Annotated in this window: 23 protein-coding genes; 9 read left to right on the top strand and 14 right to left on the bottom strand. The window is 64.6% G+C overall.

Going from position 1 to position 23,208, the window contains the following annotated elements:
* Positions 1-158: 158 nt before the first annotated feature.
* From MnOB_RS11800 to MnOB_RS11785, 4 genes are read right to left on the bottom strand one after another with little or no spacing between them, the layout of a single operon-like run.
* Positions 159-1,355: an ABC transporter permease gene (locus MnOB_RS11800; protein WP_077524419.1), complete on the bottom strand. Its 1,197-nt coding sequence runs from the start codon at positions 1,353-1,355 to the stop codon at positions 159-161.
* A complete protein-coding gene (locus tag MnOB_RS11795; protein WP_077524418.1) occupies positions 1,355-2,566 on the bottom strand; it encodes an ABC transporter permease in 1,212 nt (403 codons plus the stop codon). Before MnOB_RS11795 ends, MnOB_RS11800 begins: the two co-directional genes overlap by 1 nt.
* Positions 2,566-3,252, bottom strand: coding sequence for an ABC transporter ATP-binding protein (locus tag MnOB_RS11790; protein ID WP_077524417.1), 687 nt, complete (start codon positions 3,250-3,252; stop codon positions 2,566-2,568). Before MnOB_RS11790 ends, MnOB_RS11795 begins: the two co-directional genes overlap by 1 nt.
* Positions 3,249-4,403: an efflux RND transporter periplasmic adaptor subunit gene (locus tag MnOB_RS11785; RefSeq protein WP_077524416.1), complete on the bottom strand. Its 1,155-nt coding sequence runs from the start codon at positions 4,401-4,403 to the stop codon at positions 3,249-3,251. Before MnOB_RS11785 ends, MnOB_RS11790 begins: the two co-directional genes overlap by 4 nt.
* Positions 4,404-4,763: 360 nt before the next feature.
* Between MnOB_RS11785 and MnOB_RS11775 the strand changes: the two genes are divergently transcribed.
* Positions 4,764-5,672 carry a D-hexose-6-phosphate mutarotase gene (locus MnOB_RS11775; RefSeq protein WP_077524414.1) on the top strand — a complete coding sequence of 303 codons (909 nt, stop codon included), beginning with the start codon at positions 4,764-4,766 and terminating at the stop codon, positions 5,670-5,672.
* Positions 5,673-5,832: 160 nt separating this feature from the next.
* On the opposite strand, the gene MnOB_RS11770 is transcribed toward MnOB_RS11775, so the two are convergent.
* The 4 genes from MnOB_RS11770 to purE form a co-directional block, all read right to left on the bottom strand.
* Positions 5,833-6,366 carry a DUF3299 domain-containing protein gene (locus MnOB_RS11770; RefSeq protein WP_077524413.1) on the bottom strand — a complete coding sequence of 178 codons (534 nt, stop codon included), beginning with the start codon at positions 6,364-6,366 and terminating at the stop codon, positions 5,833-5,835.
* A gap of 89 nt (positions 6,367-6,455) precedes the next feature.
* On the bottom strand, positions 6,456-6,701 hold the full coding sequence (locus tag MnOB_RS11765; RefSeq protein WP_077524412.1) for a GlsB/YeaQ/YmgE family stress response membrane protein: 246 nt from the start codon (positions 6,699-6,701) through the stop codon (positions 6,456-6,458).
* Positions 6,702-6,796: 95 nt separating this feature from the next.
* Positions 6,797-7,882 (bottom strand): 5-(carboxyamino)imidazole ribonucleotide synthase, encoded by a 1,086-nt coding sequence (locus tag MnOB_RS11760; RefSeq protein WP_077524411.1) that lies wholly within the window; start codon positions 7,880-7,882, stop codon positions 6,797-6,799.
* A 3-nt stretch (positions 7,883-7,885) separates the two neighbouring features.
* Entirely contained in the window at positions 7,886-8,377 is a 492-nt protein-coding gene (gene purE, locus MnOB_RS11755) for a 5-(carboxyamino)imidazole ribonucleotide mutase (protein ID WP_077524410.1), read from the bottom strand.
* A gap of 277 nt (positions 8,378-8,654) precedes the next feature.
* On the opposite strand from purE, the gene adhP reads away from it, so the two are divergent.
* Both adhP and MnOB_RS11745 read left to right on the top strand, forming a co-directional pair.
* Positions 8,655-9,677: an alcohol dehydrogenase AdhP gene (adhP, locus tag MnOB_RS11750; protein WP_077524409.1), complete on the top strand. Its 1,023-nt coding sequence runs from the start codon at positions 8,655-8,657 to the stop codon at positions 9,675-9,677.
* A 279-nt stretch (positions 9,678-9,956) separates the two neighbouring features.
* Positions 9,957-11,066, top strand: coding sequence for a fimbrial protein (locus tag MnOB_RS11745; protein WP_158713800.1), 1,110 nt, complete (start codon positions 9,957-9,959; stop codon positions 11,064-11,066).
* A 16-nt stretch (positions 11,067-11,082) separates the two neighbouring features.
* Here the strand turns inward: MnOB_RS11745 and MnOB_RS11740 are convergent, their stop codons facing one another.
* Complete coding sequence (locus tag MnOB_RS11740) at positions 11,083-11,991, bottom strand: LysR substrate-binding domain-containing protein (RefSeq protein ID WP_077524407.1); 909 nt, start codon at positions 11,989-11,991, stop codon at positions 11,083-11,085.
* A gap of 179 nt (positions 11,992-12,170) precedes the next feature.
* Here MnOB_RS11740 and aspA point away from each other — a divergent pair, with 179 nt between their 5' ends.
* On the top strand, positions 12,171-13,595 hold the full coding sequence (aspA, locus tag MnOB_RS11735; protein WP_077524406.1) for an aspartate ammonia-lyase: 1,425 nt from the start codon (positions 12,171-12,173) through the stop codon (positions 13,593-13,595).
* A 201-nt stretch (positions 13,596-13,796) separates the two neighbouring features.
* Here the strand turns inward: aspA and pdxR are convergent, their stop codons facing one another.
* On the bottom strand, positions 13,797-15,263 hold the full coding sequence (pdxR, locus tag MnOB_RS11730; RefSeq protein ID WP_077524405.1) for a MocR-like pyridoxine biosynthesis transcription factor PdxR: 1,467 nt from the start codon (positions 15,261-15,263) through the stop codon (positions 13,797-13,799).
* Positions 15,264-15,362: 99 nt separating this feature from the next.
* Here pdxR and MnOB_RS11725 point away from each other — a divergent pair, with 99 nt between their 5' ends.
* Genes MnOB_RS11725 through MnOB_RS11715 form a run of 3 tightly spaced genes read left to right on the top strand, consistent with a single transcriptional unit; the run spans position 15,363 to position 17,147 of the window.
* Entirely contained in the window at positions 15,363-15,995 is a 633-nt protein-coding gene (locus MnOB_RS11725) for an FMN-binding negative transcriptional regulator (protein ID WP_077524404.1), read from the top strand.
* A gap of 21 nt (positions 15,996-16,016) precedes the next feature.
* Positions 16,017-16,460 carry a GNAT family N-acetyltransferase gene (locus MnOB_RS11720; protein WP_077524403.1) on the top strand — a complete coding sequence of 148 codons (444 nt, stop codon included), beginning with the start codon at positions 16,017-16,019 and terminating at the stop codon, positions 16,458-16,460.
* A 12-nt stretch (positions 16,461-16,472) separates the two neighbouring features.
* A complete protein-coding gene (locus tag MnOB_RS11715; protein ID WP_077524402.1) occupies positions 16,473-17,147 on the top strand; it encodes a GNAT family N-acetyltransferase in 675 nt (224 codons plus the stop codon).
* A 121-nt stretch (positions 17,148-17,268) separates the two neighbouring features.
* On the opposite strand, the gene MnOB_RS11710 is transcribed toward MnOB_RS11715, so the two are convergent.
* The gene (locus MnOB_RS11710) at positions 17,269-18,087 is read right to left on the bottom strand and encodes a helix-turn-helix domain-containing protein (RefSeq protein WP_077524401.1); all 819 of its coding nucleotides are present in this window, start codon (positions 18,085-18,087) and stop codon (positions 17,269-17,271) included.
* 174 nt (positions 18,088-18,261) lie between these two features.
* Between MnOB_RS11710 and MnOB_RS11705 the strand changes: the two genes are divergently transcribed.
* Positions 18,262-19,710 (top strand): alanine/glycine:cation symporter family protein, encoded by a 1,449-nt coding sequence (locus tag MnOB_RS11705; RefSeq protein WP_077524400.1) that lies wholly within the window; start codon positions 18,262-18,264, stop codon positions 19,708-19,710.
* 96 nt (positions 19,711-19,806) lie between these two features.
* Positions 19,807-20,790, top strand: a complete 984-nt coding sequence (locus tag MnOB_RS11700; RefSeq protein WP_077524399.1) for an asparaginase — start codon at positions 19,807-19,809, stop codon at positions 20,788-20,790.
* Positions 20,791-20,965: 175 nt separating this feature from the next.
* On the opposite strand, the gene MnOB_RS11695 is transcribed toward MnOB_RS11700, so the two are convergent.
* The 3 genes from MnOB_RS11695 to MnOB_RS11685 form a co-directional block, all read right to left on the bottom strand.
* Positions 20,966-21,586 carry a transglycosylase SLT domain-containing protein gene (locus MnOB_RS11695; protein ID WP_077524398.1) on the bottom strand — a complete coding sequence of 207 codons (621 nt, stop codon included), beginning with the start codon at positions 21,584-21,586 and terminating at the stop codon, positions 20,966-20,968.
* 20 nt (positions 21,587-21,606) lie between these two features.
* On the bottom strand, positions 21,607-22,338 hold the full coding sequence (locus MnOB_RS11690; protein WP_158713799.1) for an EAL domain-containing protein: 732 nt from the start codon (positions 22,336-22,338) through the stop codon (positions 21,607-21,609).
* Between the two features lie 217 nt (positions 22,339-22,555).
* On the bottom strand, positions 22,556-22,996 hold the full coding sequence (locus MnOB_RS11685) for a CBS domain-containing protein (RefSeq protein WP_077524396.1): 441 nt from the start codon (positions 22,994-22,996) through the stop codon (positions 22,556-22,558).
* Positions 22,997-23,208 lie beyond the last annotated feature (212 nt).

The following is a 23,208-nucleotide window of genomic DNA, read 5'->3' as shown; positions in this document are numbered from 1 at the left end:
ACCAAATCGCCGTTCTTTTTTCATGGCTCCCCGGAAATCCGCGAAGAACCCTTTTTATTTGCACAAAACTGGAGGGTAGGGTGCGCCACGCGCACCAATGACTCTAATTCCGACCGCAACTCCGCCCGGTGCGCATGGCGCACCCTACAGTCAGGCCATCACTCCAGCCGCAACGCATCCACCGGATGCAGCCGCGCCGCGCGCCTGGCGGGCGCCAGCCCGGCACCGATGCCGACCACGGCCGACAATAGCAACGCCAGCAGCACCAGCGACAGGTCCAGGCTCAGCGGCAGCCCCGGCACGGCCCAGTGCAGCATCCCCACCAACAGAAAGACCATCACCAGTCCCAGCAGGCCACCCAGCAGCGAAAGCAGGGTCGCTTCCGTGAGGAACAGCGCCAGCACCTGGCGCGGTGCCGCGCCAATGGCCCGCAGCAGGCCGATTTCGGCCGTACGCTCCTCGACTGTGGTGGTCATGATGGTGAGGATGCCCACCGCACCCACCAGGAGGGAGACGCCGCCAAGGGCCGCGATGCCCAGGGTCAGGGTGGCGAGGATGCGATTCAGGCTGCCCAGCAGGTCGCCCTGGGACGTCATGCGAAAGTCCTCGCGGCCGTGGCGCTCCACCAGCAAGCGGCGCACATCATCGGCAAAGGCTTCAGCGGGGGTGCTGTCCTCGAACAGCACATGAATCTTCACCAGCCCTTCGCGATTGAACAGGAACTCCGCCCAGTCCACCGGGATGTAGGCAATGTCATCGAGGTCGAAGCCCAGCAGGTTACCCTTGCTCCCCATGACCCCGACAACCCGGAAACTCATGCCGCCCACCCGCACCCGCTGGCCCACCGGGGCGGCGCTGCCGAACAGCTCCGTCGCCAGTTTCGCCCCCAGCACCAGATAAGGCGGCGTGCGGCCATCCCGCGAGGGAGGCAGGAATTTTCCCGCGGCCATCTGCACCCGCCAGGCATCGGCCAACTGCGACCCCGTGCCGAGGATATCCACACGTCGCTGCCGACCGGCCGCCTGGATATCGCCGTTGCCCTGGATGATCGGTACCACGGCTTCGGCATGGGGCAGCCGCCCCAGGGCATCCGCATCGGCGATGGTCAGGGGTCGGGCGCTGGCGAGAATCCCGCCGATACCGCCAGTGGGCAGGGTGCCGGGACGCACCGTGACGACCCGCGTGCCGAATTGCGCGAAGCTGTCCAGCACGCGAGTGCGCAAGCCCTCCCCCATGGCCGTGAGCAGCGCCACGGCGGCGATGCCGATGGCCACGCCGAGCAGGGTCAGCAGACTGCGCAGGGGCTGGCTGAACAGGGACGAGCTGCACAGGTCGAGGCCATCGCGCCAACGCATCAGTGACTGCCCTGCGGGCGCAACGCCTGCACCGGCACTTGAGCCGCCGCGTGACTGGCCGGCAGCCAGGCGAACAGCAGGGCAGCCACCATTGCCAGGGACGGCGCCCCCAGCCGCGCCCACCAGGGCGCATACAGCGGCAGGTCAGTGGCCAGACGGCCGATCCACAACAGCAACTCGCCAAGGCCAAGCCCGATGGCGGCGCCCAGCAGCGCCAGCAGGGCCGCTTCGCCGAGGAACAGCAGACGCACCTGGTCTGAACTGGCGCCCACCGCCTTGAGCAGGCCGATCTCGGCGGTTCGCTGCAGGACGGCGATCCAGGTGACATTCATGATCAGGATGCCGGCAACCAGCAGGCTGATGGCGGCGATGCCAGCCAGCGCCAGGGTCAGGCCGCTGAGAATGCTGTCGAAGGCGGCGAGCATGGAGTCCTGACTGAGCAGGGTGACGTCTTCCTCTCCCTGGTGACGTTCGGTGAGGGTCGCCAGCACCTGGCGCCGCGTGCTGTCGAGGTAGCTGGGGCCACGGGCCTCGACGAAGACGCGGAATAACCCTTCCCGGTCGAACAGCGCCTCGGCGCTGGACACCGGCACGATCAGCGCTTCGGAAAAGTCCATCCCGAGGGATTCGCCGCGCTCGTCCAGCACCCCGATCACCCGGAAGCGCCGGTCGCCCGCCCGCAGCCATTGCCCCAGCGCCGGCGCAGTGCCGAACAGCGCGGTGCGCAAGCGACTGCCGATCACACAGACCTCGTCAGCTTGCCCCGGCTCCAGCTCCGGCAGCGCCACCCCCTGGGCGAGGCGCAATTGGCGAATGGCGAAGAACGCGCGGGTGGTCCCTAAGGTGAGGGCTTCGCGGTTACGGTTGTCGCGGCTGACTTCCAGTTGCCCGGCATGCAGCGGCGCCACCTGGCGTATCGCCGGCAGGCGCTGGAGGGCGGCAGCATCCGCCTGGGTCAGCGGACGGGGCGCCATCCCGGTGATGGGTGGCATGCCGCCGGTGGTTTCATTGCGCCCCGGCAAGACGATGAGGATGTCCCGCCCGAGCAGCGAGAACTCGCCCAGCACATAGGTCCGCGCGCCCTCGCCCAACCCACCCAGCAAGGTCACGAAGAAGACGCCCACCGCCATCGCCAGCAACAACATGACACTGCGCGAGCCGTGGCCGCGCATGGCGCCCAGCCAGAATCGGCAGGCGTCCAGCGGGTCCATCAGGCGGGCGCTCCCTGGTGCCGGTCGCTGAGGATGCAGCCGTCACGCATCTGGATCTGGCGATGGGCGCGGGCGGCGTGCTGGGCGTCGTGGGTCACCAGGATCAGGGTCAGGCCGTCGGCATTCAGCTCCTCCAGCAGGGCCACCACTTCAGCGCCTGACTGGCTGTCGAGATTCCCGGTGGGCTCATCGGCGAGCAACAGGCGTGGCCGCATCACCATGGCACGGGCAATCGCCACCCGCTGGCGCTGGCCACCGGACAGTTCCGCGGGGTGATGGCGCAGGCGCTCGGACAGGCCCAGACGCTCGGCCAGCTGGAGGCTGCGACGACGACGCTCGCAAGGCTCGATACCGGCCAGGAGCATCGGCAACTCGATGTTCTCCAGTGCCGTCAGGCGCGGGATCAGGTGGAAAGACTGGAAGACGAAGCCGATCAGCCGGCTGCGCAGCGCCGCTCGACGATCCTCGTGCAGGCAGGCGGTGGCCTCCTCGTCCAGCCAGAATTCGCCGCTGTCCGGTGCGTCCAGCAGCCCGAGGATGTTCAGCAGGGTCGATTTGCCCGAACCGGAAGCCCCGGTGATCGCCAGGTACTCGCCGTCGGCCACTTCCAGGCTGAGCTGGTCGAGGCCGCGCACGCGTTGTTCGCCCAACTGGAAGCAGCGGCTGACCTCATGCATGAGGATCACTGCGCGGCCTCCCCGACATCGCCGCTCGGGCTGACCACACTGCCGTCGGCCAGGCCTTCGTTCTGCAAGCTGGGCAGGATGCGATCGCCCGGCGCCAGGCCGCCCTTCACTTCGCTCCAGCGCCAGTTGGCGAGGCCGATCTCCACCTTCTGCTCACGCAAGTGCCCGTTGCTGGGGTCGTAGCGCAGCACCTTGCCGCCCTCCAGCAGGCTTTCCGTTGGCACCCGCAGGGTCTGCTCACGCTGCGCCAGGAGGATTTCCACATCAGCGCTGTAACCGCTGAGCAACAACAGGTCCGCCGGCACCCGCGCGAACGCGACTTCCACATCCACGGTGCGTGCCTGTTTTTCCAGCTCACGAACGAACGGTGCGATCCGCGTCACCCGGCCATCGAAACTCTGCCCACGGAAGGCATCCAGGGTGATGCGCACCGGCATGCCTGGCCGCACCAAAGCTGCGTCCACTTCGTCGATGGGCGCTTCGACGTAGAGGCACTGATCATCGATCAGGTCCACCGCCGGCGGGGTCGGGATGCCCGGCGGCGAGGGCGTCACCACCTCGCCCAGTTCGCCGTTGATCTCCGCGACGATGCCGGCGAACGGCGCGCGCAGGGTGGCCTGGTCGAGCTGCGCCATCTGCAGGTCGAGACTGGCCGCGGCTTCGCGGATCTTCGCCTCGCCGCCACTGCAAAGCAGTTCGGATAGCCGGGCGCGGGTGACGCTCTGGTCCAGCAGATCCTCGGAGGCCAGCTTGCGCTCGGCCAGGCGTTCCAGCCGTTGCTGGTCACGCTGATCCTGGCTGGCCTGGCGGCAGCTCTGCTCACGCAGGTTGCGCTGGGCATCGAGCCGCGCACGGGCTTCGTCCACCCGTGCCAGCAAGTCATCCTGGCGCAGGCGCATCAGCACGTCGCCGGCCTGCACGCGCTGCCCGGCATGGATCAGCAACTCGCTGACCTGGCCGCCGGTCTTGAAGGACAGATGGGCACGCCGGCACGCCTTAACCGTCCCCGCCCGGGTGTTGGCCACCAGTGTCTCCACTTCGCCCTTGGTCACTTCCACCAGTTGCACCGGCACGGGTTCGGGTCGCGCCCAGAATCCCAGCAGCATCGCGAGGGAGGCTAAAATAGGAATAATTATCAGTAGCTTGCGCATGGTGCTGGCTCCACTTGCGAGCGGGTAAGCAGAGTCTAGGTGCGCCTTTACTGGGCCTTTTCGGCACCGCCGTGCCGCTTTTCCCCGCTTCTGGGGCAGGACCGCTCATAAATGAAGACCTTAGCGATGGAATACCCCAGCCCGCGCCAGCCGGGGTCCCTGACCACCCATGTCAAATTGCCGACAAGTGGAATGACACTTGCGTACGCAAAATGAGAACGCGTCAAAATCAGGTCACTCGCAACCTCAAGGCACCACCCCTTGTCGAATCCCGAGAAAGCCCTTGCCGCCTCTGCCATGCTGGTTCGAAATGACAGATGGCGCCCTGGCGGCCCGACAGCACAGCAAGCGGAGATTGCGATGTACAACGAAGCCCTGCCCACCGTGGAACAGTTGGAGGTGGATGAACTGGTCTGCTGGCGAGTGCATACCCGCCACGCGGAAATGCTTATGACCCAGCAAGGCGCGCAGATCCTCAGCTACCAGCCCCACGGCGAGGAGCCGGTGATCTGGCTGAGCGGCCAGGCGGGCTATCAGAAGGGCAAGGCCGTGCGCGGCGGCGTGCCCGTGTGCTGGCCCTGGTTCGGCGACCTGCGACGCAACCCGGCGCAAGTCCAGGGTATGCATCAGGGCGGGCCCATCTGCCCGGCCCACGGCCTGGTGCGCGAACGCGATTGGACGCTGCTGGGCATCGATAGCGAAGGACCGGCGGTGCGCCTGGAATTCGCACTGGATACCGCCAGCGAGCCGCTAGCCGGCTGGCCCCACGCGGCCGAGCTGAAGCTTTCGATCCTGATGGATGAAAGCCTGCAGATGACCCTGTCCACCCGCAACGCTGGCGACGCGCCCCTGGCCATCAGCCAGGCGCTGCACAGCTATTTCGCCGTCAGCGATATCCGCGAGGTGGACGTGGAAGGCCTGGACGGCTGCCCCTACATTGAGACCCTGGAAGACTGGCAGCTGCGCAAGCAGCAGGAAAATCTCGCCTTCTCCGGCGAAACCGACCGCATTTACCTGAATACGCCCCGTCGTATGAGCATCATCGACCGCGCCTGGCAGCGTCGCATCCAGCTCGACGTCGAAGGCTCCACCTCGGCCGTGGTGTGGAACCCCTGGATCGACAAGTCCAAGCGCCTGTCGCAGTTCGCCGAGGACGCCTGGCAGGGCATGCTCTGCATCGAAACGGCGCGGGTGATGGACGATTTGCTGGTCATCAAGCCCGGCGAAACGCACAAGATGGTGCTCAACGTCGCCAGCAAGCCGCTCTAACCCTGTGGGGGCGAATTCATTCGCCGAGGGACCGCGTAGCGGTCCCCTGTGCTAAAGCACGGGGCAGAACACCTACGAAACCCATCGACCGAGGTCCGCATGGGTTTCGTTCCTCAGCGGAACGCCGCCCGAACCATCCCACGAATGCAGCCTCTTCGGCCTACAGATCGCTCTCTTCCACCAATCGCACGCTACCGGCGTCCATGGCATAGGCGGCGTCAGCCAGGTCGTTGCTGACCTTCTCGACCTTCAGCGTGCCGTCGACCCAGATGGGCGCGTAGATGTCGTCGAGCTGGATGCCCTTGGGGTAGCGCACCAGCACGATCTGGTTGGGCGGCGGCGGTGGGACGTGGATGCAGGCGCCGGGGTAAGGCACCAGGAAGAACAGCGTGCTGCGGCCCTTGGCATCGCTTTCCAGGGGCACGGGATAGCCGCCGATATGGATCGTCTTGCCATTCAGCGCGGCCACCGTCTTGGCGGAGTACATCACAGCCGGCAGATCCTTCTGCTGCTTGAGGCCGCCCTTCTGGTCGAAGTTGCCATCGGCCTCGGGGCTGTCGTGGCTGATATCCGGCATCTCTTCCAGCGCCTTGCGGTCCTCAGGCGGCATCAGTTCGAGCCAGTCGGTTTCGGGAAGTTCGGCACGGGCGAGGGTGCAGCAGAACAGCAGCAGTAGGCAGGCGAGACGGCGCATGGGGGGACTCTTCAACGCATGGGGCGGGAACATCAGGCGCTAAGACTAACGGCGCGGGAAGGCGGTTCCCAGCCCCATCGAATGCAGGACTAGCTCTTACGCACCAGACCGTAAATCACCAGCAGCACCACCGCGCCAATCACCGCGCCGATGAAGCCCGCTACTTGCCCGGCCTGGTAAATGCCAACAGCCTGGCCACCGTAGGTCGCCAGCAGCGAACCGCCGACACCAAGCAGGATGGTCATGATCCACCCCATGGGGTCGTCGCCAGGTTTGATGAAGCGTGCAATCAGGCCAACGATCAGCCCGATGATGATGGTACCGATGATGCCCATGTCATGCCCTCCGAAGGTAGTTGAGGCATGCCTGAGCCTAGATGCATCTGAGAATGCTTGCCATCGACCGCCCCAACGGGGCGGTCGGATGGACGTCAGGACTTGACGATCAGCGCTTCCACCGCCGCGATCTGGCGATCGAGGGTGGCGCGGTCCGCGCAGCGCAGGGTGGCGTGGCCCACCTTGCGGCCGGCCTTGAAGGCCTTGCCGTAGTGATGCAGGTGGCAGTCGGCGATAGAAACAGCCTTATCCACAGCCGGAACTTCGCCGATGAAGTTGAGCATCGCGCTCTCGCCCAGCTTGGCGGTCGAGCCCAGCGGCAGGCCGGCAACGGCACGCAGGTGGTTCTCGAACTGGCTGCACTCGGCGCCTTCGATGGTCCAGTGGCCGGAGTTGTGCACGCGCGGGGCGATCTCGTTGGCCTTGAGGCCGCCGTCCACCTCGAAGAACTCGAAAGCCAGCACGCCGACGTAATCCAGCCTGGTCAGCACGCGGCCGACGTAATCCTCGGCCAGGGCTTGGAGCGGGTGGTCGGTACTGGCGATGGACAGGCGCAGGATGCCGTTCTCGTGGGTGTTGTGCACCAGCGGGTAGAAGCGGGTTTCGCCATCGCGGGCACGCACTGCCACCAGCGAGACTTCGCCAGTGAAGGGCACGAAGCCTTCGAGGATGCAGGGCACGCTGCCCAGTTCGGCGAAGGCGCCCGTCACGTCTTCCGCCTTGCGCAGGACCTTCTGGCCCTTGCCGTCATAACCCAGGGTGCGGGTCTTGAGTACGGCAGGCAGGCCGATGCTGGCGGCTGCGGCGTCGAGATCGGCCTGGGACTGGATATCGGCGAATTCCGGGGTGGGGATGCCGAGGTCCTTGAACATCGACTTCTCGAACCAGCGGTCGCGGGCGATGCGCAGGGCTTCAGCGCTCGGGTAGACCGGCACGAACTGCGAGAGGAAGGCCACGGTTTCAGCCGGCACGCTCTCGAACTCGAAGGTCACCAGGTCCACTTCATCGGCCAGTTGGCGCAGGTGGTCCTGGTCGCCGTAGTCGGCGCGGATGTGCTCGCCAAGGGCCTGGGCGCAGGCGTCCGGCGCCGGATCGAGGAAGGCGAAGTTCATGCCCAGTGGGGTGCCCGCCAGGGCCATCATGCGACCCAGCTGGCCGCCACCGATAACGCCGATCTTCATGGGTCAGGCCTCACGCGGGTCCGGGTTGTCCAGGACCATGTCGGTCTGCTCGCGGCGGAAATCCTTCAACGCCACGTGGTATTTCGGGTACTTGCCGCCGAGGATGCTGGCGGCCAGCAGGGCTGCGTTGATCGCACCGGCCTTGCCGATGGCCAGGGTGGCGACCGGGATGCCGGCGGGCATCTGCACGATGGACAGCAGGGAGTCGACGCCCGAGAGCATGGACGACTGCACCGGCACGCCGAGCACCGGCAGATGGGTCTTCGCAGCGCACATGCCCGGCAGGTGGGCGGCACCGCCGGCACCGGCGATGATCACCTCGATGCCACGGCCTTCGGCTTCTTCGGCGTACTGGAACAGCAGGTCCGGAGTGCGGTGGGCGGAAACCACCTTCACTTCATAGGGAATGCCCAGCTTTTCCAGCATGTCGGTGGTGTGGCTGAGGGTGCTCCAATCGGACTTGGAGCCCATGATCACGCCTACCAGTGCGCTCATCGTCGTGCCTCATCAAAGTGCGCCAGTTGGCGCGACCAAAAAACAACAAGCCACGCAATGGCGTGGCTTGTCTGCGATGTGGGGCCGGGCAGCGGGGCGCGCTGCCGGCCGAAGGCCGCGCAGTATAACGCAAAGCCACGTCTGGCGTGCATTTGCCCTTACCACTCGTCCAGAGCCGACGCGGGAGAGCCCGGACGCGGCTAAACCTTGCTCCAGCGCAATGCCCGCAGGAGGTAGCGGCGCAGAATCGGACATCTTTTCCAAGGAGGTGAATGCCATGAACCAGACCATGAAAGCCGCGGTTGTCCACGCCTTCGGCGAGCCGCTACGGATCGAGGAAGTCAAGGTTCCCCTGCCCGGCCCCGGGCAAATCCTGGTGAAGATCGAAGCCTCGGGCGTATGTCACACCGACCTGCACGCCGCCGAAGGCGACTGGCCGGTGAAACCGAGTCTGCCCTTCATTCCCGGCCACGAGGGCGTGGGCTACGTCGCGGCGGTGGGTGCCGGCGTTACCCGCGTGAAGGAAGGCGACCGCGTCGGCGTGCCTTGGCTCTACACCGCCTGTGGCTGCTGCGAGCACTGCCTGACCGGCTGGGAAACCCTCTGCGAAAGCCAGCAGAACACCGGCTACTCGGTGAACGGTGGCTATGCCGAATACGTGCTGGCTGACCCAAACTTCGTCGGCATCCTGCCGAAAAACGTCGAATTCGCCGAGATCGCGCCGATCCTTTGCGCGGGCGTCACCGTCTACAAGGGCCTGAAGGTTACGGGTGCGCGGCCCGGCCAATGGGTCGCGATTTCCGGCATCGGTGGCCTTGGCCATGTGGCTGTGCAATACGCCCGCGCCATGGGCCTGCACGTCGCCGCCGTGGATGTGGATGACACCAAGCTCGAACTGGCGCGCAAGCTCGGCGCCAGCCTGACCATCAACGCCCTCGACGAGAACCCGGCCGAGGTGATCCAGCGCGATATCGGCGGCGCCCACGGCGTGCTGGTCACGGCCGTCTCCAACAGCGCCTTCGGCCAGGGTATCGGCATGGCCCGGCGCGGCGGCACCGTGGCCCTGGTGGGCCTGCCACCAGGCGACTTCCCCACGCCGATCTTCGACGTGGTGTTGAAAGCCATCAGCATCACCGGCTCCATCGTCGGCACCCGCGCCGACCTGCAGGAGGCCCTGGACTTCGCCGGCGAAGGCCTGGTCAAGGCCACCATCCACCGCGACAAGCTGGACAACATCAACGGCATCTTCGAGCAGATGCGCGCTGGAAAGATCGAAGGGCGGATCGTCGTCGAGGTCTAGCCCCATTACCTATCAAGCGGGAACGGGCGGCATTGCCGCCCTCTTCCTGACACCGTTTCGATTCGCGCTTGATCGTTTATAGCAACGATATTTCCTACGTAGCTCTCAGCATTCCCCCACTTTTTGAACTACCAAAGGCTGAACTTCGCTTCCAGTAAAATATTTCTCCGTCATTGCACATGCACTGATCAACCCGTGCAGAAGTAATTCTGGAAATATTTTCGAGGCCCCAAAATGAGAGAGCGTCATTCAAGCCCGCAATCAATCTGCATGGGGTTGATGATTAAATCCCTGCATTCAATTTTTCCCGCGTTAGCAAGAAAGCTTGAGAGCAGCAAAACTTGCAATACACCTGAAACCTCAAGCTACCGCCAGAATATTCGGGACAAGCACCTGAAGGTGATGTCGGCGGCCCTATTATTGCTGTCTGTATCTTCAATCCAGAAAGTAGAAGCTGCTGTCTGCATTTGGAATGACATTGGCCGGAAAATAAAATACAACAGCATCGCCACCAAGAATCTCGACGTCACACTTTCAGAAGGGCATATCGGCGCTGTCATTGGTCAGGCCACAATCGAATTTTCAAAAGCCCCAAACAGCCACGTTTTTTGCGCCGATAGCAAACTTGATGAGGGTTGGAGTATCGATTTTGCCCCTGGAAAGCAGTTGGAACAAATTGGAAACAAGATCTACAAAAGCGGAATAGACGGCCTTGGCCTGAGATTTTTCATACACCCTAATCGCTACGAATTCCCTTACATCGACAATAAGGGCGGCGGTTTCACATATTTATTCAACTTTAGATCGCTCACGGTCGAAGTAATCCGAATGGGGCACATCGTGGGAGGTAATTCGCTCACGACAACCCTCGATCTGGACATAGAACTAGTCCTCGACAGATGGCCGGCCCAGAAAATCTCTGGCACGACACAGCTAACCATCAACAACGTCCCCTACTATTCCAGTTGCACGCCAATCATTCCCGTCATCGATGTTCCCCTGGGTGAAACCGAGCCCGCCGATATCCGTAACGACACCACTACCCCCTACAACTTCAACCTGGACATCTTGTGCGAGACCGCCAAACCCGAAGAGGCGCCGACCCTGTCCGTCAAGGTCTACTTCCAGGGCGACAACAACGGCGATGGCTTGCTGAAAATAGCTACATCGCAAGTGGCGGCAACTGGCGTCCAGATTTCCTTGGAGGACACCAACAACAGGAAACTGCCGTTCGACCAGAGCAGGGCCCTGACCGTCCCCAAGGACCGACTCCATGAACGAGGAGTGATCCACAGCCTGCCCATCGTGGCCAGGTACGTCAGCGACGGCACACCGGTTACCTCGGGCCCCGCGGACGCCTCACTCACCTACGTCATCGAGTACAACTGATCGTGCCGGGCGGCCATCATGCCTCCCCGCCCACCCCACCTTCCAACTTGCGCCACAGCAGGCGGATCGCCGCCTTGCGCACCAGGGCACAGCGGTACAGGCGGATTTCCAGCGGCACGTGCCACTGGCTGCCGCCACAGATCACCAGGTCACCACGGGCCAGCTCGGCCTGGGCGCTGAAACGCGGCACCCAGGCCACCCCCAACCCTTGCAGCGCCATGCTCTTCAGGCTGTCGGCCATGGCGGTTTCATACACCGTGGTCGAACGCAATGCGCGCTGGCGCAGAAGGATGTTCACCGAGCGGCCGAGGAAGGCACCGGCGCTATAGGCCAGCAGCGGCACGCTCTGGCCGCTGTCCAGCTCGAAGAGCGGCTTGCCGCTCGCGTCCACCGCGCAGACCGGCAGCATTTCGGTTCGTCCCAGGTTCATCGAGGGGAAGATTTCCGGGTCCATCTGCAGCGCCGCGTCCGGGTCGTAGAAGGCCAGGATCAAGTCGCAGCCGCCTTCACGCAGCGAATGCACGGCCTCACCGACGTTGGTGGCGATCAGGCGGCTGGCGATGTTCAGCCCGTCCGCCCGCAGCCGGGCGATCCACTGCGGGAAAAAGCCCAGCGCCAGGGAGTGCGCGGCGGCGAACTGCAGCACCTCGCCCTGCTGGCCTTCCAGGTGATGCAGGTGACGCACTACCTCACCCAGTTGGTCCACCATGCTGCGCGCGGTGACCAGGAACAGCTGCCCGGACTCGGTCAGTTCAATGGGGGTGCGCGAGCGGTTGACCAGGGTCAGGCCAAGCGCCGCCTCCAGGCTGCGGATACGTCGGCTGAACGCCGGCTGGGTCACGAAACGCCGCTCGGCGGCCTGGGAAAAACTGCGGGTGTTGGCCAGGGCGACGAAGTCTTCCAGCCACTTGGTTTCCAGATTCATCGTGAGATTCCAGGATGCTCGATTTTGGTGCGCACGTTCGCGATCGAAGCCGCGTCACACGGACATTATGCCGATTGTGCATGACCCAGCGAATAACAGCATTGGCCGACAAACGGCCACAGGCCTAGATTATTGGGCATCGCGGCACTGGCCGTGTTCCTCCAGAGATGAATGACATCATGTCCTCCGCTGCATCCTTCCGCATCGAAAAAGACCTGCTCGGCACCCTCGAAGTTTCCTCCGAGGCCTACTACGGCATCCAGACCCTGCGCGCGGTTCACAACTTCCGCCTGTCCGGCGTACCGCTGTCGCACTACCCGAAGCTGGTCGTAGCCCTGGCCATGGTCAAGCAGGCTGCCGCCGATGCGAACAAGCAGCTCGGTCACCTCTCCACCGAGAAACACGCCGCCATCAGCGAAGCTTGCGCTCGCCTGATCCGCGGTGACTTCCACGACCAGTTCGTGGTGGACATGATCCAGGGTGGTGCCGGTACTTCCACCAACATGAACGCCAACGAGGTGATCGCCAACATCGCCCTCGAGGCCATGGGCAAGCAGAAGGGTGAGTACAAGTACCTGCACCCGAACAACGACGTGAACATGGCGCAGTCGACCAACGACGCTTACCCCACCGCCATCCGCCTCGGCCTGCTGCTGGGCCACGACGCCCTGCTGGCCAGCCTCGACAGCCTGATCCAGGCCTTCGCCGCCAAGGGTAAAGAGTTCGCCGACGTTCTGAAGATGGGCCGTACCCAGCTGCAGGACGCGGTACCGATGACCCTCGGCCAGGAATTCCATGCCTTCGCCACCACCCTGGGCGAAGACCTCGACCGTCTGCGTCGCCTGGCGCCGGAACTGCTGACCGAAGTGAACCTGGGCGGTACCGCCATCGGCACCGGCATCAACGCTGACCCCGGCTATCAGAAGCTGGCCGTCGAGCGCCTGGCAGCCATCAGCGGCCACCCGGTCGTCCCGGCCGCCGACCTGATCGAAGCCACCTCCGACATGGGCGCCTTCGTGCTGTTCTCCGGCATGCTCAAGCGCACCGCGGTCAAGCTGTCGAAGATCTGCAACGACCTGCGCCTGCTCTCCAGCGGTCCGCGTACCGGCATCAACGAGATCAACCTGCCGCCGCGCCAGCCGGGCAGCTCGATCATGCCGGGCAAGGTCAACCCGGTTATCCCGGAAGCCGTCAACCAGGTGGCCTTCGAAGTCATCGGTAACGACCTGGCCCTGACCCTGGCAGCCGAAGGCGGCCAGCTGCAGCTGAACGTGATGGAGCCGCTGATCGCCTACAAGATCTTCGACTCGATCCGCCTGCTCCAGCGCGCCATGGACATGCTGCGCGAGCACTGCATCGTCGGCATCACCGCCAACGTCGAGCATTGCCGCCGCCTGATGGAAAACTCCATCGGCCTGATCACCGCGCTGAACCCGTACATCGGTTACGAGAACGCCACCCGCATCGCCAAGGAAGCCCTGGAAAGTGGCCGCGGCGTGCTGGAACTGGTGCGTGAGGAGAAGCTGCTGGACGAGTCCATGCTGGCCGACATCCTCCGCCCGGAAAACATGATTGCCCCGCGCCTCGTGCCGCTGAAGGCCTGATCAGGCAAACGAACTCACCAGGAGGGGCCTCGCCCCTTCATCCTTCAAGGATGGCGCCAGCCATCCTTTTTTTTTTTGCCCGGGGAAAAGGGCTCAGGACGCCCCCAAGCAGGGGGTGCTCCAACCGTAGGATGGGTAGAGCCTGCGAAACCCATCAATCCACACCGCATGGGTATCGCTCCGCTCCACCCATCCTACGAACTACAATCGCCAGGCCTTGCGCAGCGTACGAATCGCCTCGGCGATCTGCGCTTCCGGCACGGCGGCAAAGCCCAGCACCAGCCCGGCGTGGTTATCCACAGGCTCGCTGCTGTTCTCCAGCCAGTACTCGCTGAGCCCGTTCAACTCCACGCCGGCCGCACGGGCAGCACTCACCAGCTCCCGTTCCCGCGCCAGGCTGTCCACCCGCACGCACAGGTGCAAGCCGGCGTCCACCGGCGGCATGGGAGCGCAACCGGGAATGGCGTCCGGCCAATCACGCAACAGGGCATCGCGACGGGCGCGGGCGGCCAGTCTCATGCGCCGCACATGGCGCTGGAAATGACCGGCGGCGATGAACTCCGCCATCACCGCCTGGGTGCCGATTTCCGAATGGCGCATATCCAGGGCGCGGCGCCGGGCGAAGGATTCCGCCAGCGCGGGGGGCAGCACCATGTAGCCCAGGCGCAACGCGGGGAAGGTGATCTTGCAGAAGGTGCCGACGTAGATCACCCGTCCCTGGCGGTCCAGCGCGGCGAGGGGTGCCAGGGGAATTCCGCTGTAGCGGTACTCTCCGTCGTAGTCGTCCTCGACTATCCAGCCATCACAACGCTCGGCCCATTCCAACAGCTCCAGGCGCCGCGCCAGGGACAGCGTCACACCCGTGGGGTATTGGTGCGACGGCGTGACATAGACCAGCCGGCAGTTCTCCACCTGCGCCAGCACGGCGCTGTCCAGACCATCGTTATCCACAGGCACACCGCACAGCTCGGCACCCGCCACGGCGAAGGCATGACCCGCCGCGCGATAACCGGGATTCTCAATGGCCACGCGGTCGCCGGGCTGCACCAGCAACTGGGCGCAGAGGCTGATGGCCTGCTGGGCGCCACAGGTGATCACCACTTGCGCCGGATCGCAGGACAGTCCGCGGCTGCTGCGCAGGTACGCGGCAATCAGCTCGCGCAGGCCCCAGTCCCCCGCCGGGTCGCCATAGCCCAGGCGCGCCGGCGAGGGCTTGCGCCAGAAACGCGCCTGCAGCCGTGCCCAGGTCTCGAAGGGAAACAGGTCGAAGGCCGGCACGCCAATGCGAAATGCCCGTGGTGCACCCGTTACCGGCGGCGGCAGGTGATGGTTCTGCAGGCGCTCCATGGCCGGGCCCGGTACCGGACCCGTGGGAATCGGCGGCGGTACCGGTCGGGCTGTGGATAAGTCCGCCACATAGGTGCCATCGCCTACGCGCCCTTCCACGTATCCCTCGGCGTAGAGCTGGTCGAAGGCCCGAGTCACCGTATTGCGCGAGACGCCGAGCAGCGCGGCAAGGTCGCGTGTCGCTGGCAAGCGCGTGCGGCTGCCCAGGCGGCCATCGAGGATGCGCTCGCGCAGGGCTTGGTAGAGCTGGCGCGAAAGCCCCTGGGACGGGTCCAGGCGGATGCCGGAAAGGTCGACGGGCAACGGTGGCATATCAGGCATGTCGGGCCTCGATTGGCTCTATCGAATTGGCGGTTAATGGCTCTTACAACAGACCAATATCCTGCCTAGCATGAAGACATTCCGCCAGGAGAAGCCTTCATGTACGCCCCCTCCAGCTTCCGTCAGGATGACCTCACCGAGCTCCATGCACAGATGCGGGCCACCGGTCTCGCCGTGCTCACCAGTGCCGGGAACAAGGGCCTGATGGCCAGCCACCTGCCCCTGCTGCTGGAACCCGGCGAAGGCGAATTCGGCACGCTCTACGGCCACTTCGCCCGCGCCAATCCGCACTGGCGTGACCTCGCCGAGGGCTCCGAGGCGCTGGTGGTGTTTTCCGGACCGGACGCCTACGTCACGCCCACCTGGTACGCGGCCAAGGCCGAGCACGGCAAGGTCGTACCCACCTGGAACTACATCGCCGTGCATGCCTGGGGCCAGGCGGAAGTCTTCGACGATCCCGAGCGCCTGCTGCAACTGGTCAGCCGCCTCAGCGAACGTCATGAATCCGGCCGCCCGCAACCCTGGGCGGTGAGCGATGCCCCGCGCGAGTACCTCGACAGCATGCTCCGCGCCATCGTCGGCTTCGCCCTGCCCATCCGCCGCCTGGAAGGCAAGTGGAAGCTCGGCCAGAACCGCTCGGCCGCGGACCAGACCGGCGTTCGCGAGGGCCTGAATGCCTCATCCAGCCCGCGTGACCGTGAACTGGCCGCGCGCATGACCCTGATCGACTGACCCACCACAGGAAGGAATCCAATGTCGCTTGAAATCCGCCCGCTCAGCGCCGACGACCACGCTGCCTGGCTGCCGCTCTGGCAGGGCTACCAGCGCTTCTACAAGACAGAAATCCCCGCCGAGACCACCGCCGTCACCTGGCAGCGCTTCCTCGATCCGGCCGAACCCATGCATGCGGCCCTGGCCTGGCAGGACGACAAGGCGGTGGGCATGGTGCATTTCATCTACCACCGCAGTTGCTGGACCACCGGTGACTACTGCTACCTGCAGGACCTCTATGTGGCCGAAGGCCTGCGCGGCGGCGGCATCGGCCGCCAGCTGATCGAACACGTTTATGCACAGGCTCGCACCGCCGGCGTTTCGCGGGTGCACTGGCTGACCCACGAGACCAATACCGACGCCATGCAGCTCTACGACCGCATCGCCGACCGTTCCGGCTTCGTCCAGTACCGCAAGATCCTCTGACCGGAGAGCACCATGAGCAACCAGGACCTGAGCCACTGGCAACCCCGCCCCGCTCCCGACCACTCCCCGCTGACCGGCCGCTTCGTCCGCCTGGAAGCACTGGATACCGCTCGCCATGGCGATGATCTCTGGGCAAGCCTGCAAGGCCCCGACCCGGCGCTCTGGGATTACTTGCCTTATGGCCCCTTCGCCGGCCGCGAGCCCTTCGACGCCTGGCTTGCCGGCAACGCCGCCAGCCGCGATCCGCTCTTCTACACCGTGATCGATCTGGCCAGCGGTCGCGCCGTAGGCGTGCTCAGCTACCTGCGTATCACGCCGAAGGACGGCGTGATCGAGATCGGCCATATCGCCTTCGGCAAGGCCATGCAACGCACGCCGGGTTCGACCGAAGCGGTGTGGCTGCTGGCCCGCCACGCCTTCGACGACCTCGGCTACCGTCGCCTGGAATGGAAGTGCAACGCGCGGAACGCCCGCTCGATGCGCGCAGCCGAGCGCCTGGGCTTCAGCTACGAAGGGCTGTTCCGTCAGCACATGATCGTCAAGGGCCAGAATCGCGACACCGCGTGGTTTTCCATCATCGACGGCGAATGGCCGAAATGCCGGGAAGCCTTCGAGCGCTGGCTGTCTGTGGATAACTTCGATGGAGAGGGGCAACAGAAGCGGCGGCTGGAGGAACTGCGCAACTGAAATATCCACTGGATTCGTTTGCACCGTAGCGACGCGATACCTATCACGCCGAATCGATGGGTATCGCAAGCTCAACCCATCCTACGAAGAGCGCGAATGAATTCGCCCCCGCATCACCGCCTCACTCGATCTCGAACAGCCCATTCTTGAGCGGCGCCACATCCAGGCGCTGGCGCACGTCATCGTCGATGCGCGGGTCGTCGGGGCGGTAGAGCTTCACCTGACGGTAAGCGGCGACGCGGTTGATCTCCGGGCCGAGGTATTCCCAGACCACGCGGGTGCAGGCCGGGTTGCGCCGGTCGCCGCTGGAGACGCCGGTCTTCAGGCCGTTGAGGCGGGTGATGCGGCTCTTGTAGCTGGGGATGAGGATGGTCTGGCTCATCTCGTTTACGGTGAGCGATTCGTAGTCCATCAGGAACAGCCGGTCCTGCAGCTGGAAAGCGGCGCCGAGGTAGCGGCAGCGCACCCAGTCTTCGGCTTGTACGGCGGTGTTGGTGGCGCGCTCCTGGCGTTCCTGGCGCTCGAAGAGGAAGTTGCCGTCTTCCTCCCACAGGTGCACCAGGGACAGGAGGATGGTCCCCGGCACCGACATGCAATTGGAATATTCGAAGTAATAGCCGCAGTAGCGCGACAGGTTGCCCGACTGATCTCGCAAGGGCGCCAGCAGTTCCAGCAGCGGGTCGCTGCGGGTGTCGCCAGCCTGGCCGGCGGGGCGAGTGCCCAGGAGGCGAGCGAACTGCTCGGGCGGCAGGCCGAGCTCGTAGTCCTCGACACCGAAGAAATCGCAGATGCGCTTGAGGTTGTAGGGCGTCGGTCGGCTCTGGCCACTGAGGTACTTGTTGAACTGCGCGCGATTGATGCCGAGCTTGCGGCAAACCTCCGCAATAGAGCGGTAGTGCCCGCAGAGAAGCTTCAGATTGTTGCCGAGATATTCCGCCATTTCGCCGGCCTGCCTGATGCGAGTGGCGCGATTCTAGCATCAAGTCGCGCCATGTCGAATACAGCCGCGAAATTGTCTGATATGCCGCATTACCCCACCCTGCGCGCCACGGCCGAGCCCTGCCCGCTCGAAGCCGTTCCCATCACGCGAACAATAAGAATCGAGGTCTCACTCATGCTTGAAGTGATCAACGATTTCCTCTCGGGGAAAGTGCTCATCGTCCTTATCGTTGGACTCGGCACCTATTTCACCCTCCGCTCCCGCTTCGTCCAGTTCCGCCATTTCGGCCATATGTTCAGCGTGTTCAAGGAATCCATCCGTGGCACTGCCGGTCAGTTGAGCTCCTTCCAGGCCCTGATGCTGAGCCTCGCCGGCCGCGTCGGCGCCGGTAACATCGCGGGTGTTGGCCTGGCCGTGACCCTCGGCGGCCCCGGTGCCGTGTTCTGGATGTGGGTCACCGCTCTGGTCGGCATGTCCAGCAGCTTCTTCGAGTGCACCCTGGCCCAGGTCTACAAGCGCGCCGATGGCGATGGCCTGTACCGTGGCGGCCCGTCCTACTACATCCAGCACGGCCTGAAGCTGCGCTGGATGGCGCTGACCTTCGCCGTGCTGCTGCTGGTGACCTACGGCTTCGCCTTCAACGGCCTGCAGGCCTTCACCGTGACCCACTCCCTGGAAAACGCCTTCGACCTACCGGTGCAGTACACCGGTATCGGCCTGGCCGCACTCCTGGGCCTGGTATTCATCGGCGGCATCAAGCGCATTGCCTCGGTGTCCGACCTGCTGGTACCGGTCAAGACCCTGGCCTACATCGCCGTGACCTGCTACGTGATCATCTCCCAGATCGAGCTGGTGCCGGACATGCTGGTGACCATTGTGAAGAGTGCATTCGGCCTTGAGCCGGCCTTCGCCGGTCTGCTCGGCAGCGCCATCGTGATGGGTGTGAAGCGCGGTGTGTTCGCCAACGAAGCGGGTCTGGGCAGCGCGCCCAACGTCGCCGCCGTCGCTGCGGTGAAGCACCCGGCCGCCCAGGGCGTGGTACAGGCGTTCAGCGTCTTCCTCGACACCTTCGTGATCTGCACCTGCACCGCGCTGCTGATCCTGCTGTCCGGCTTCTACACCCCGGGCTTCGAAGGCGACGGCATCGTGCTGACCCAGAACTCCCTGGCCGCTGTGGTCGGTGAGTGGGGCCGCGTGTTCATCAGCGTGGCGCTAAGCCTCTTCGTCTTCACCTGCATCCTCTACAACTACTACCTCGGCGAGAACGCCCTGCAGTTCCTGGTCGGTCGCAGCCGCGCCGCCCTGCTGACCTACCGCGGCCTGGTGCTGGCGCTGATCTGCTGGGGCTCGATGCAGAACCTGGGCACCGTGTTCGCCTTCGCCGACATCACCATGACCTGCCTGGCCTTCGTCAACCTGGTGGCCCTGGCAATGCTGATCAAGGTCGGCCTGCGGGTGATGCGCGACTACGACGACCAGCGCAAGGCAGGCATCGACCAGCCGGTGTTCGACTCTGCCAAGTTCGCCGACCTGGACCTGGACCGCGATGCCTGGCCGACCAACCCGGTCGCCGACGCCTCCAACGTCAACGTCGCTCACGGCCTGGCGCAAAGCCACCGCTGATCGCGCCGTCCGGTAATACCTGGTGCCGCTCCTCCGCTGACGCGGGGAGCGGCACTGACGTTTCTGCACCTTCGTCGTTCCGAGTTATCCACACCCATGAATGCTGTGAAGAACCTTTTCGTGCTCTATACCGGCGGCACCATCGGCATGCTGCAGACGCCCGAAGGCCTGGCTCCGGCCAGCGGCTTCGAGGCGCGCATGCGCGAGCTGCTGGACGACCAGGGACTGACACTGGACTGGCGCTTCCAGGAACTGCTGCCGCTGCTCGACAGCGCCAACATGCGCCAGGCCAACTGGCGGGCCATGCGTGATGCCATCGTCGACGCGGTGGAACGTGGCCACGACGGCGTGCTGCTGCTGCACGGCACCGACACCCTGGCCTACAGCGCGGCGGCCCTCGGCTTCCTGCTGCTCGGCCTGCCAGTGCCGGTGGTGCTGACGGGCGCCATGCTGCCGGCTGGCAGCGAGGGCAGCGATGCCTGGCCCAATCTGCTGGGGGCCATTCGCGAACTCCAGGTCGGAGTCGCGCCCGGCGTGCATCTCTTCTTCAATGGCGACCTGATGCATGGCGCCCGCGCCAGCAAGTTGCGCTCGGAAGCCTTTGACGCGTTCACCGTGCTTTCGCGACCACGGGAGGGTGAGCGCGCCGGCCGGATTCCCGCTGGCCTGGATTACCGTACCTCGCGCCAGCCGGTGAACCTCGCGGTGTTGCCGCTGTTCCCGGGCCTTGCCGCCAGCCACGTGGAAGCGCTGCTTTCCAGCGGCGTGCAGGGGTTGGTGCTGGAGTGTTACGGCAGCGGCACCGGTCCGTCGGATGACAAGGCGCTGCTCGATGTCCTGCACGCTGCCCACGAGCGCGGCGTGGTGCTCGTCGCCACCAGCCAGTGCCCGGCCGGGCATGTGCAAGCAGGTGTCTACGCTGCCGGCAGCCAGTTGCTGGCCACCGGCCTGGTACCCGCCGGCGGCATGACCCGCGAGGCGGCCCTGGGCAAGCTGTTCGCCCTGCTCGGCGCCGGCTTGCGGCAGGAAGAGGTGGAGCAGTGGTTCGCCGTGGATCTGTGCGGGGAAATGGTGGAGTGAATCGTGGGGGCAGCGGAGCTGCCCTTGGCGAATGAATTCGCCCCTACAGCGAAAAGGCCGAGCACAATCCTTCGCGAGCAAGCTCGCTCCTACAGAAACGCAGCCAATGGCTCCGCTTGATGGGTTTCGCTTCGCTCAACCGCATCCTACGAAAGCGGTGATCCGTGTCCTGGAGTCAGAACGGCCACCAGCCGCGGTCGTCTTCCAGTTCGGCGCGGCAGCTTGCCAACTGGCGGCCGTAGCTCCTGGACTGCTGGTCGACCTTCTGGGCAACTTGCGTCAGCCAGGACTTCTGCCGGTAGCTGCCACGCCGGTACCCACCTCGCCCTTCGTGGTAGGCCAGGTACTGGCTGTACGCGTCCCGTTTCGAGATGCCCAGTTGCCGCTGGGTGGCGTCGGTGTACCAGCCGATGAAGTCCATCGCGTCGCTGAAGGACGTGCGTGAGCCGCCGGAGCCGGTTGCCTGCTGATAGTCCGCCCAGGTGGCATCCAGCGCCTGGGCGTAGCCATAAGCAGAGGTCACCCGCCCCCAGGGAATGAAGCCGAGGAGGTAATCCCGTGGTGGGCGCGCATCGTGTCGGTAGCTGCTTTCCTGGTCGACGATCGCCATCGCCACCGGGATGGGCGTGCCCCAACGGGCCTCCATCTCCAGGGCGTCTTCGTACCAATCCGGGTATTCGCGAAAGATCGCGCACAGGTTGTCCGGCTCTCGCGGCGGCGCCGTGGCACAGCCCGACAGCAAGAAAAGCGCGACCAGCAGTGAAGCAATAGCGCACAGCGCGGATCGGGTACGCATGGAACGGGCGCCGGGACGGCCTAAATCCGCGCCGGATGGCCGAGGCGATAGCCCTGGAACAGCTTGAACGGGAGCCCCTTGGCGACTTCATGCTGCCAGCCGGTCTCGATCTTCTCGGCCACCAGGTCCACCTGGTGGCGATGAATGAAGTCGTACAGCCTTTCGCCCAGCAGGGCATAGCGTCTGGACAGGAAATCCCCATCCTCGTGCGGTGGCACGCCCAATCCCGTGAGGTCGAACTTCACGACATCGCACAGGCCCAGGTCGAGTTCCCAGTGGACCGGGCTGTCGAGGTCGTAGTCGTCGAGCGCCACCAGCACGTTTTCCTGCTTCAGGCGCATCAGCCCCTTCATGTAAGACCTGAAGCTGTCGACGCAGGCCACCGGGCGTTCCGTGACTGCGACCACTAGCTGGGCACCGCAGCAGCGCAAGTCGGCGGCACCTTCGATGAGATCATCGATCAGTTCCGCATCCGCCAGGCTCCGCTTCTCGACATTGACGAAGTGCCTCACCGGCAGACTGCCAGTCTGGGCGTCGTGCAGATATCGGGCGTAGCTGCGGTCGAGCATGCAACGGATGCGCAGTCCCTGGAGCAGCTCGCGCGTGAGCCGCTGGAGGTCGTCCTGCTGCAGCCGGGTGATGGCGTCTTCGGTGCTTTCGACGAAGGAGTCGAAGACGAACCGGGAGAGACTTTCGAAACCAACGACCCGATCCTGCCGGTCCTTGATCGGTTGCAGCCTGACTTCGCCCATTCGGGCCCCGGTCAAGGGGCGGGCTGGATACAGGGTTCGACCCTGGCGAACGGGCAGGCTTTGGCGAATGGTGCGAAGGGACATGGGGCAGATACCCGCAGCTCGAAAGAGCCGGCAGGCTAGGCGCCCGATTCCTATTGATGAAAATCAGAAATCTTCATTTCGGCCCTGATGGATAGCGGCTACCGGCCCCGAGGGACCGGCCTTTGCCGCGGACTCAGGCCACTTCGCCGCGAATGTACTGCTCCAGATGAAGGATCAGGTCATCCTGCTCGGCCATGGCTTCTTTCACCAGGTCGCCGATGGACAGCAGGCCGACCAGTTCGTCGTCTTCCACCACCGGCAGGTGGCGCATGTGCTGCTCGGTCATCAGCGACATGCATTCACGGATGCTCTGCTTCGACGTCACGGTCAGCACCGGCACGGTCATGAACTCACGCACCACCGTCGCCACGGATGAACGCCCTTGCAGCACGCCTTTGCGCGCGTAGTCGCGCTCACTGACGATGCCAACCAGCCGCCCGCCCTCGGTTACCGGCAAGGCGCCGATATTCTGTTCGTCCATCACCCGCAGCGCCTCGAGCATCGGCGCTTCGACGTCAATGGTGTGAACCTTCTGCCGCGGCTTGGCGCGGAGCATCTGTGCGACGGTCTTCATCTGTAATCCCTCCGGTAGCGTTGGCTGGAAGGCCAGAATGCGCGCGGTCGAGTCGGCTGCGCCAAGAAGGGATTTGCATGGTGTCTATTGAAAAATTCATTGATGGGCGCTAGGCCCTGTAGGAGATTCCATGTCAATCAGCCATGCCGACCTGGGGCCGATACGGCTGTTGGCTGGTCATCAGGGCAAAGGCAATCCTGGCCAGCTTGCGT

Source organism: Metapseudomonas resinovorans (genome assembly GCF_002003485.1).
Classification (GTDB): domain Bacteria; phylum Pseudomonadota; class Gammaproteobacteria; order Pseudomonadales; family Pseudomonadaceae; genus Metapseudomonas; species Metapseudomonas resinovorans_D.
The sequence above is the reverse complement of the archived record's forward strand: the minus strand, read 5'-3'. Positions and strand labels throughout refer to the sequence as shown.

Excerpts from the sequence above, each read along its gene's own strand:
- MnOB_RS11800 (WP_077524419.1), bottom strand. The coding sequence starts at position 1,355 with ATGCGTTGGCGCGATGGCCTCGACCTGTGCAGCTCGTCCCTGTTCAGC.
- MnOB_RS11795 (WP_077524418.1), bottom strand. The coding sequence starts at position 2,566 with ATGGACCCGCTGGACGCCTGCCGATTCTGGCTGGGCGCCATGCGCGGC.
- MnOB_RS11785 (WP_077524416.1), bottom strand. The coding sequence starts at position 4,403 with ATGCGCAAGCTACTGATAATTATTCCTATTTTAGCCTCCCTCGCGATG.
- MnOB_RS11775 (WP_077524414.1), top strand. The coding sequence starts at position 4,764 with ATGTACAACGAAGCCCTGCCCACCGTGGAACAGTTGGAGGTGGATGAA.
- MnOB_RS11770 (WP_077524413.1), bottom strand. The coding sequence starts at position 6,366 with ATGCGCCGTCTCGCCTGCCTACTGCTGCTGTTCTGCTGCACCCTCGCC.
- MnOB_RS11765 (WP_077524412.1), bottom strand. The coding sequence starts at position 6,701 with ATGGGCATCATCGGTACCATCATCATCGGGCTGATCGTTGGCCTGATT.
- MnOB_RS11760 (WP_077524411.1), bottom strand. The coding sequence starts at position 7,882 with ATGAAGATCGGCGTTATCGGTGGCGGCCAGCTGGGTCGCATGATGGCC.
- purE (WP_077524410.1), bottom strand. The coding sequence starts at position 8,377 with ATGAGCGCACTGGTAGGCGTGATCATGGGCTCCAAGTCCGATTGGAGC.
- adhP (WP_077524409.1), top strand. The coding sequence starts at position 8,655 with ATGAACCAGACCATGAAAGCCGCGGTTGTCCACGCCTTCGGCGAGCCG.
- MnOB_RS11745 (WP_158713800.1), top strand. The coding sequence starts at position 9,957 with ATGATTAAATCCCTGCATTCAATTTTTCCCGCGTTAGCAAGAAAGCTT.
- MnOB_RS11740 (WP_077524407.1), bottom strand. The coding sequence starts at position 11,991 with ATGAATCTGGAAACCAAGTGGCTGGAAGACTTCGTCGCCCTGGCCAAC.
- aspA (WP_077524406.1), top strand. The coding sequence starts at position 12,171 with ATGTCCTCCGCTGCATCCTTCCGCATCGAAAAAGACCTGCTCGGCACC.
- pdxR (WP_077524405.1), bottom strand. The coding sequence starts at position 15,263 with ATGCCTGATATGCCACCGTTGCCCGTCGACCTTTCCGGCATCCGCCTG.
- MnOB_RS11725 (WP_077524404.1), top strand. The coding sequence starts at position 15,363 with ATGTACGCCCCCTCCAGCTTCCGTCAGGATGACCTCACCGAGCTCCAT.
- MnOB_RS11720 (WP_077524403.1), top strand. The coding sequence starts at position 16,017 with ATGTCGCTTGAAATCCGCCCGCTCAGCGCCGACGACCACGCTGCCTGG.
- MnOB_RS11715 (WP_077524402.1), top strand. The coding sequence starts at position 16,473 with ATGAGCAACCAGGACCTGAGCCACTGGCAACCCCGCCCCGCTCCCGAC.
- MnOB_RS11710 (WP_077524401.1), bottom strand. The coding sequence starts at position 18,087 with ATGGCGGAATATCTCGGCAACAATCTGAAGCTTCTCTGCGGGCACTAC.
- MnOB_RS11705 (WP_077524400.1), top strand. The coding sequence starts at position 18,262 with ATGCTTGAAGTGATCAACGATTTCCTCTCGGGGAAAGTGCTCATCGTC.
- MnOB_RS11700 (WP_077524399.1), top strand. The coding sequence starts at position 19,807 with ATGAATGCTGTGAAGAACCTTTTCGTGCTCTATACCGGCGGCACCATC.
- MnOB_RS11695 (WP_077524398.1), bottom strand. The coding sequence starts at position 21,586 with ATGCGTACCCGATCCGCGCTGTGCGCTATTGCTTCACTGCTGGTCGCG.
- MnOB_RS11690 (WP_158713799.1), bottom strand. The coding sequence starts at position 22,338 with ATGGGCGAAGTCAGGCTGCAACCGATCAAGGACCGGCAGGATCGGGTC.
- MnOB_RS11685 (WP_077524396.1), bottom strand. The coding sequence starts at position 22,996 with ATGAAGACCGTCGCACAGATGCTCCGCGCCAAGCCGCGGCAGAAGGTT.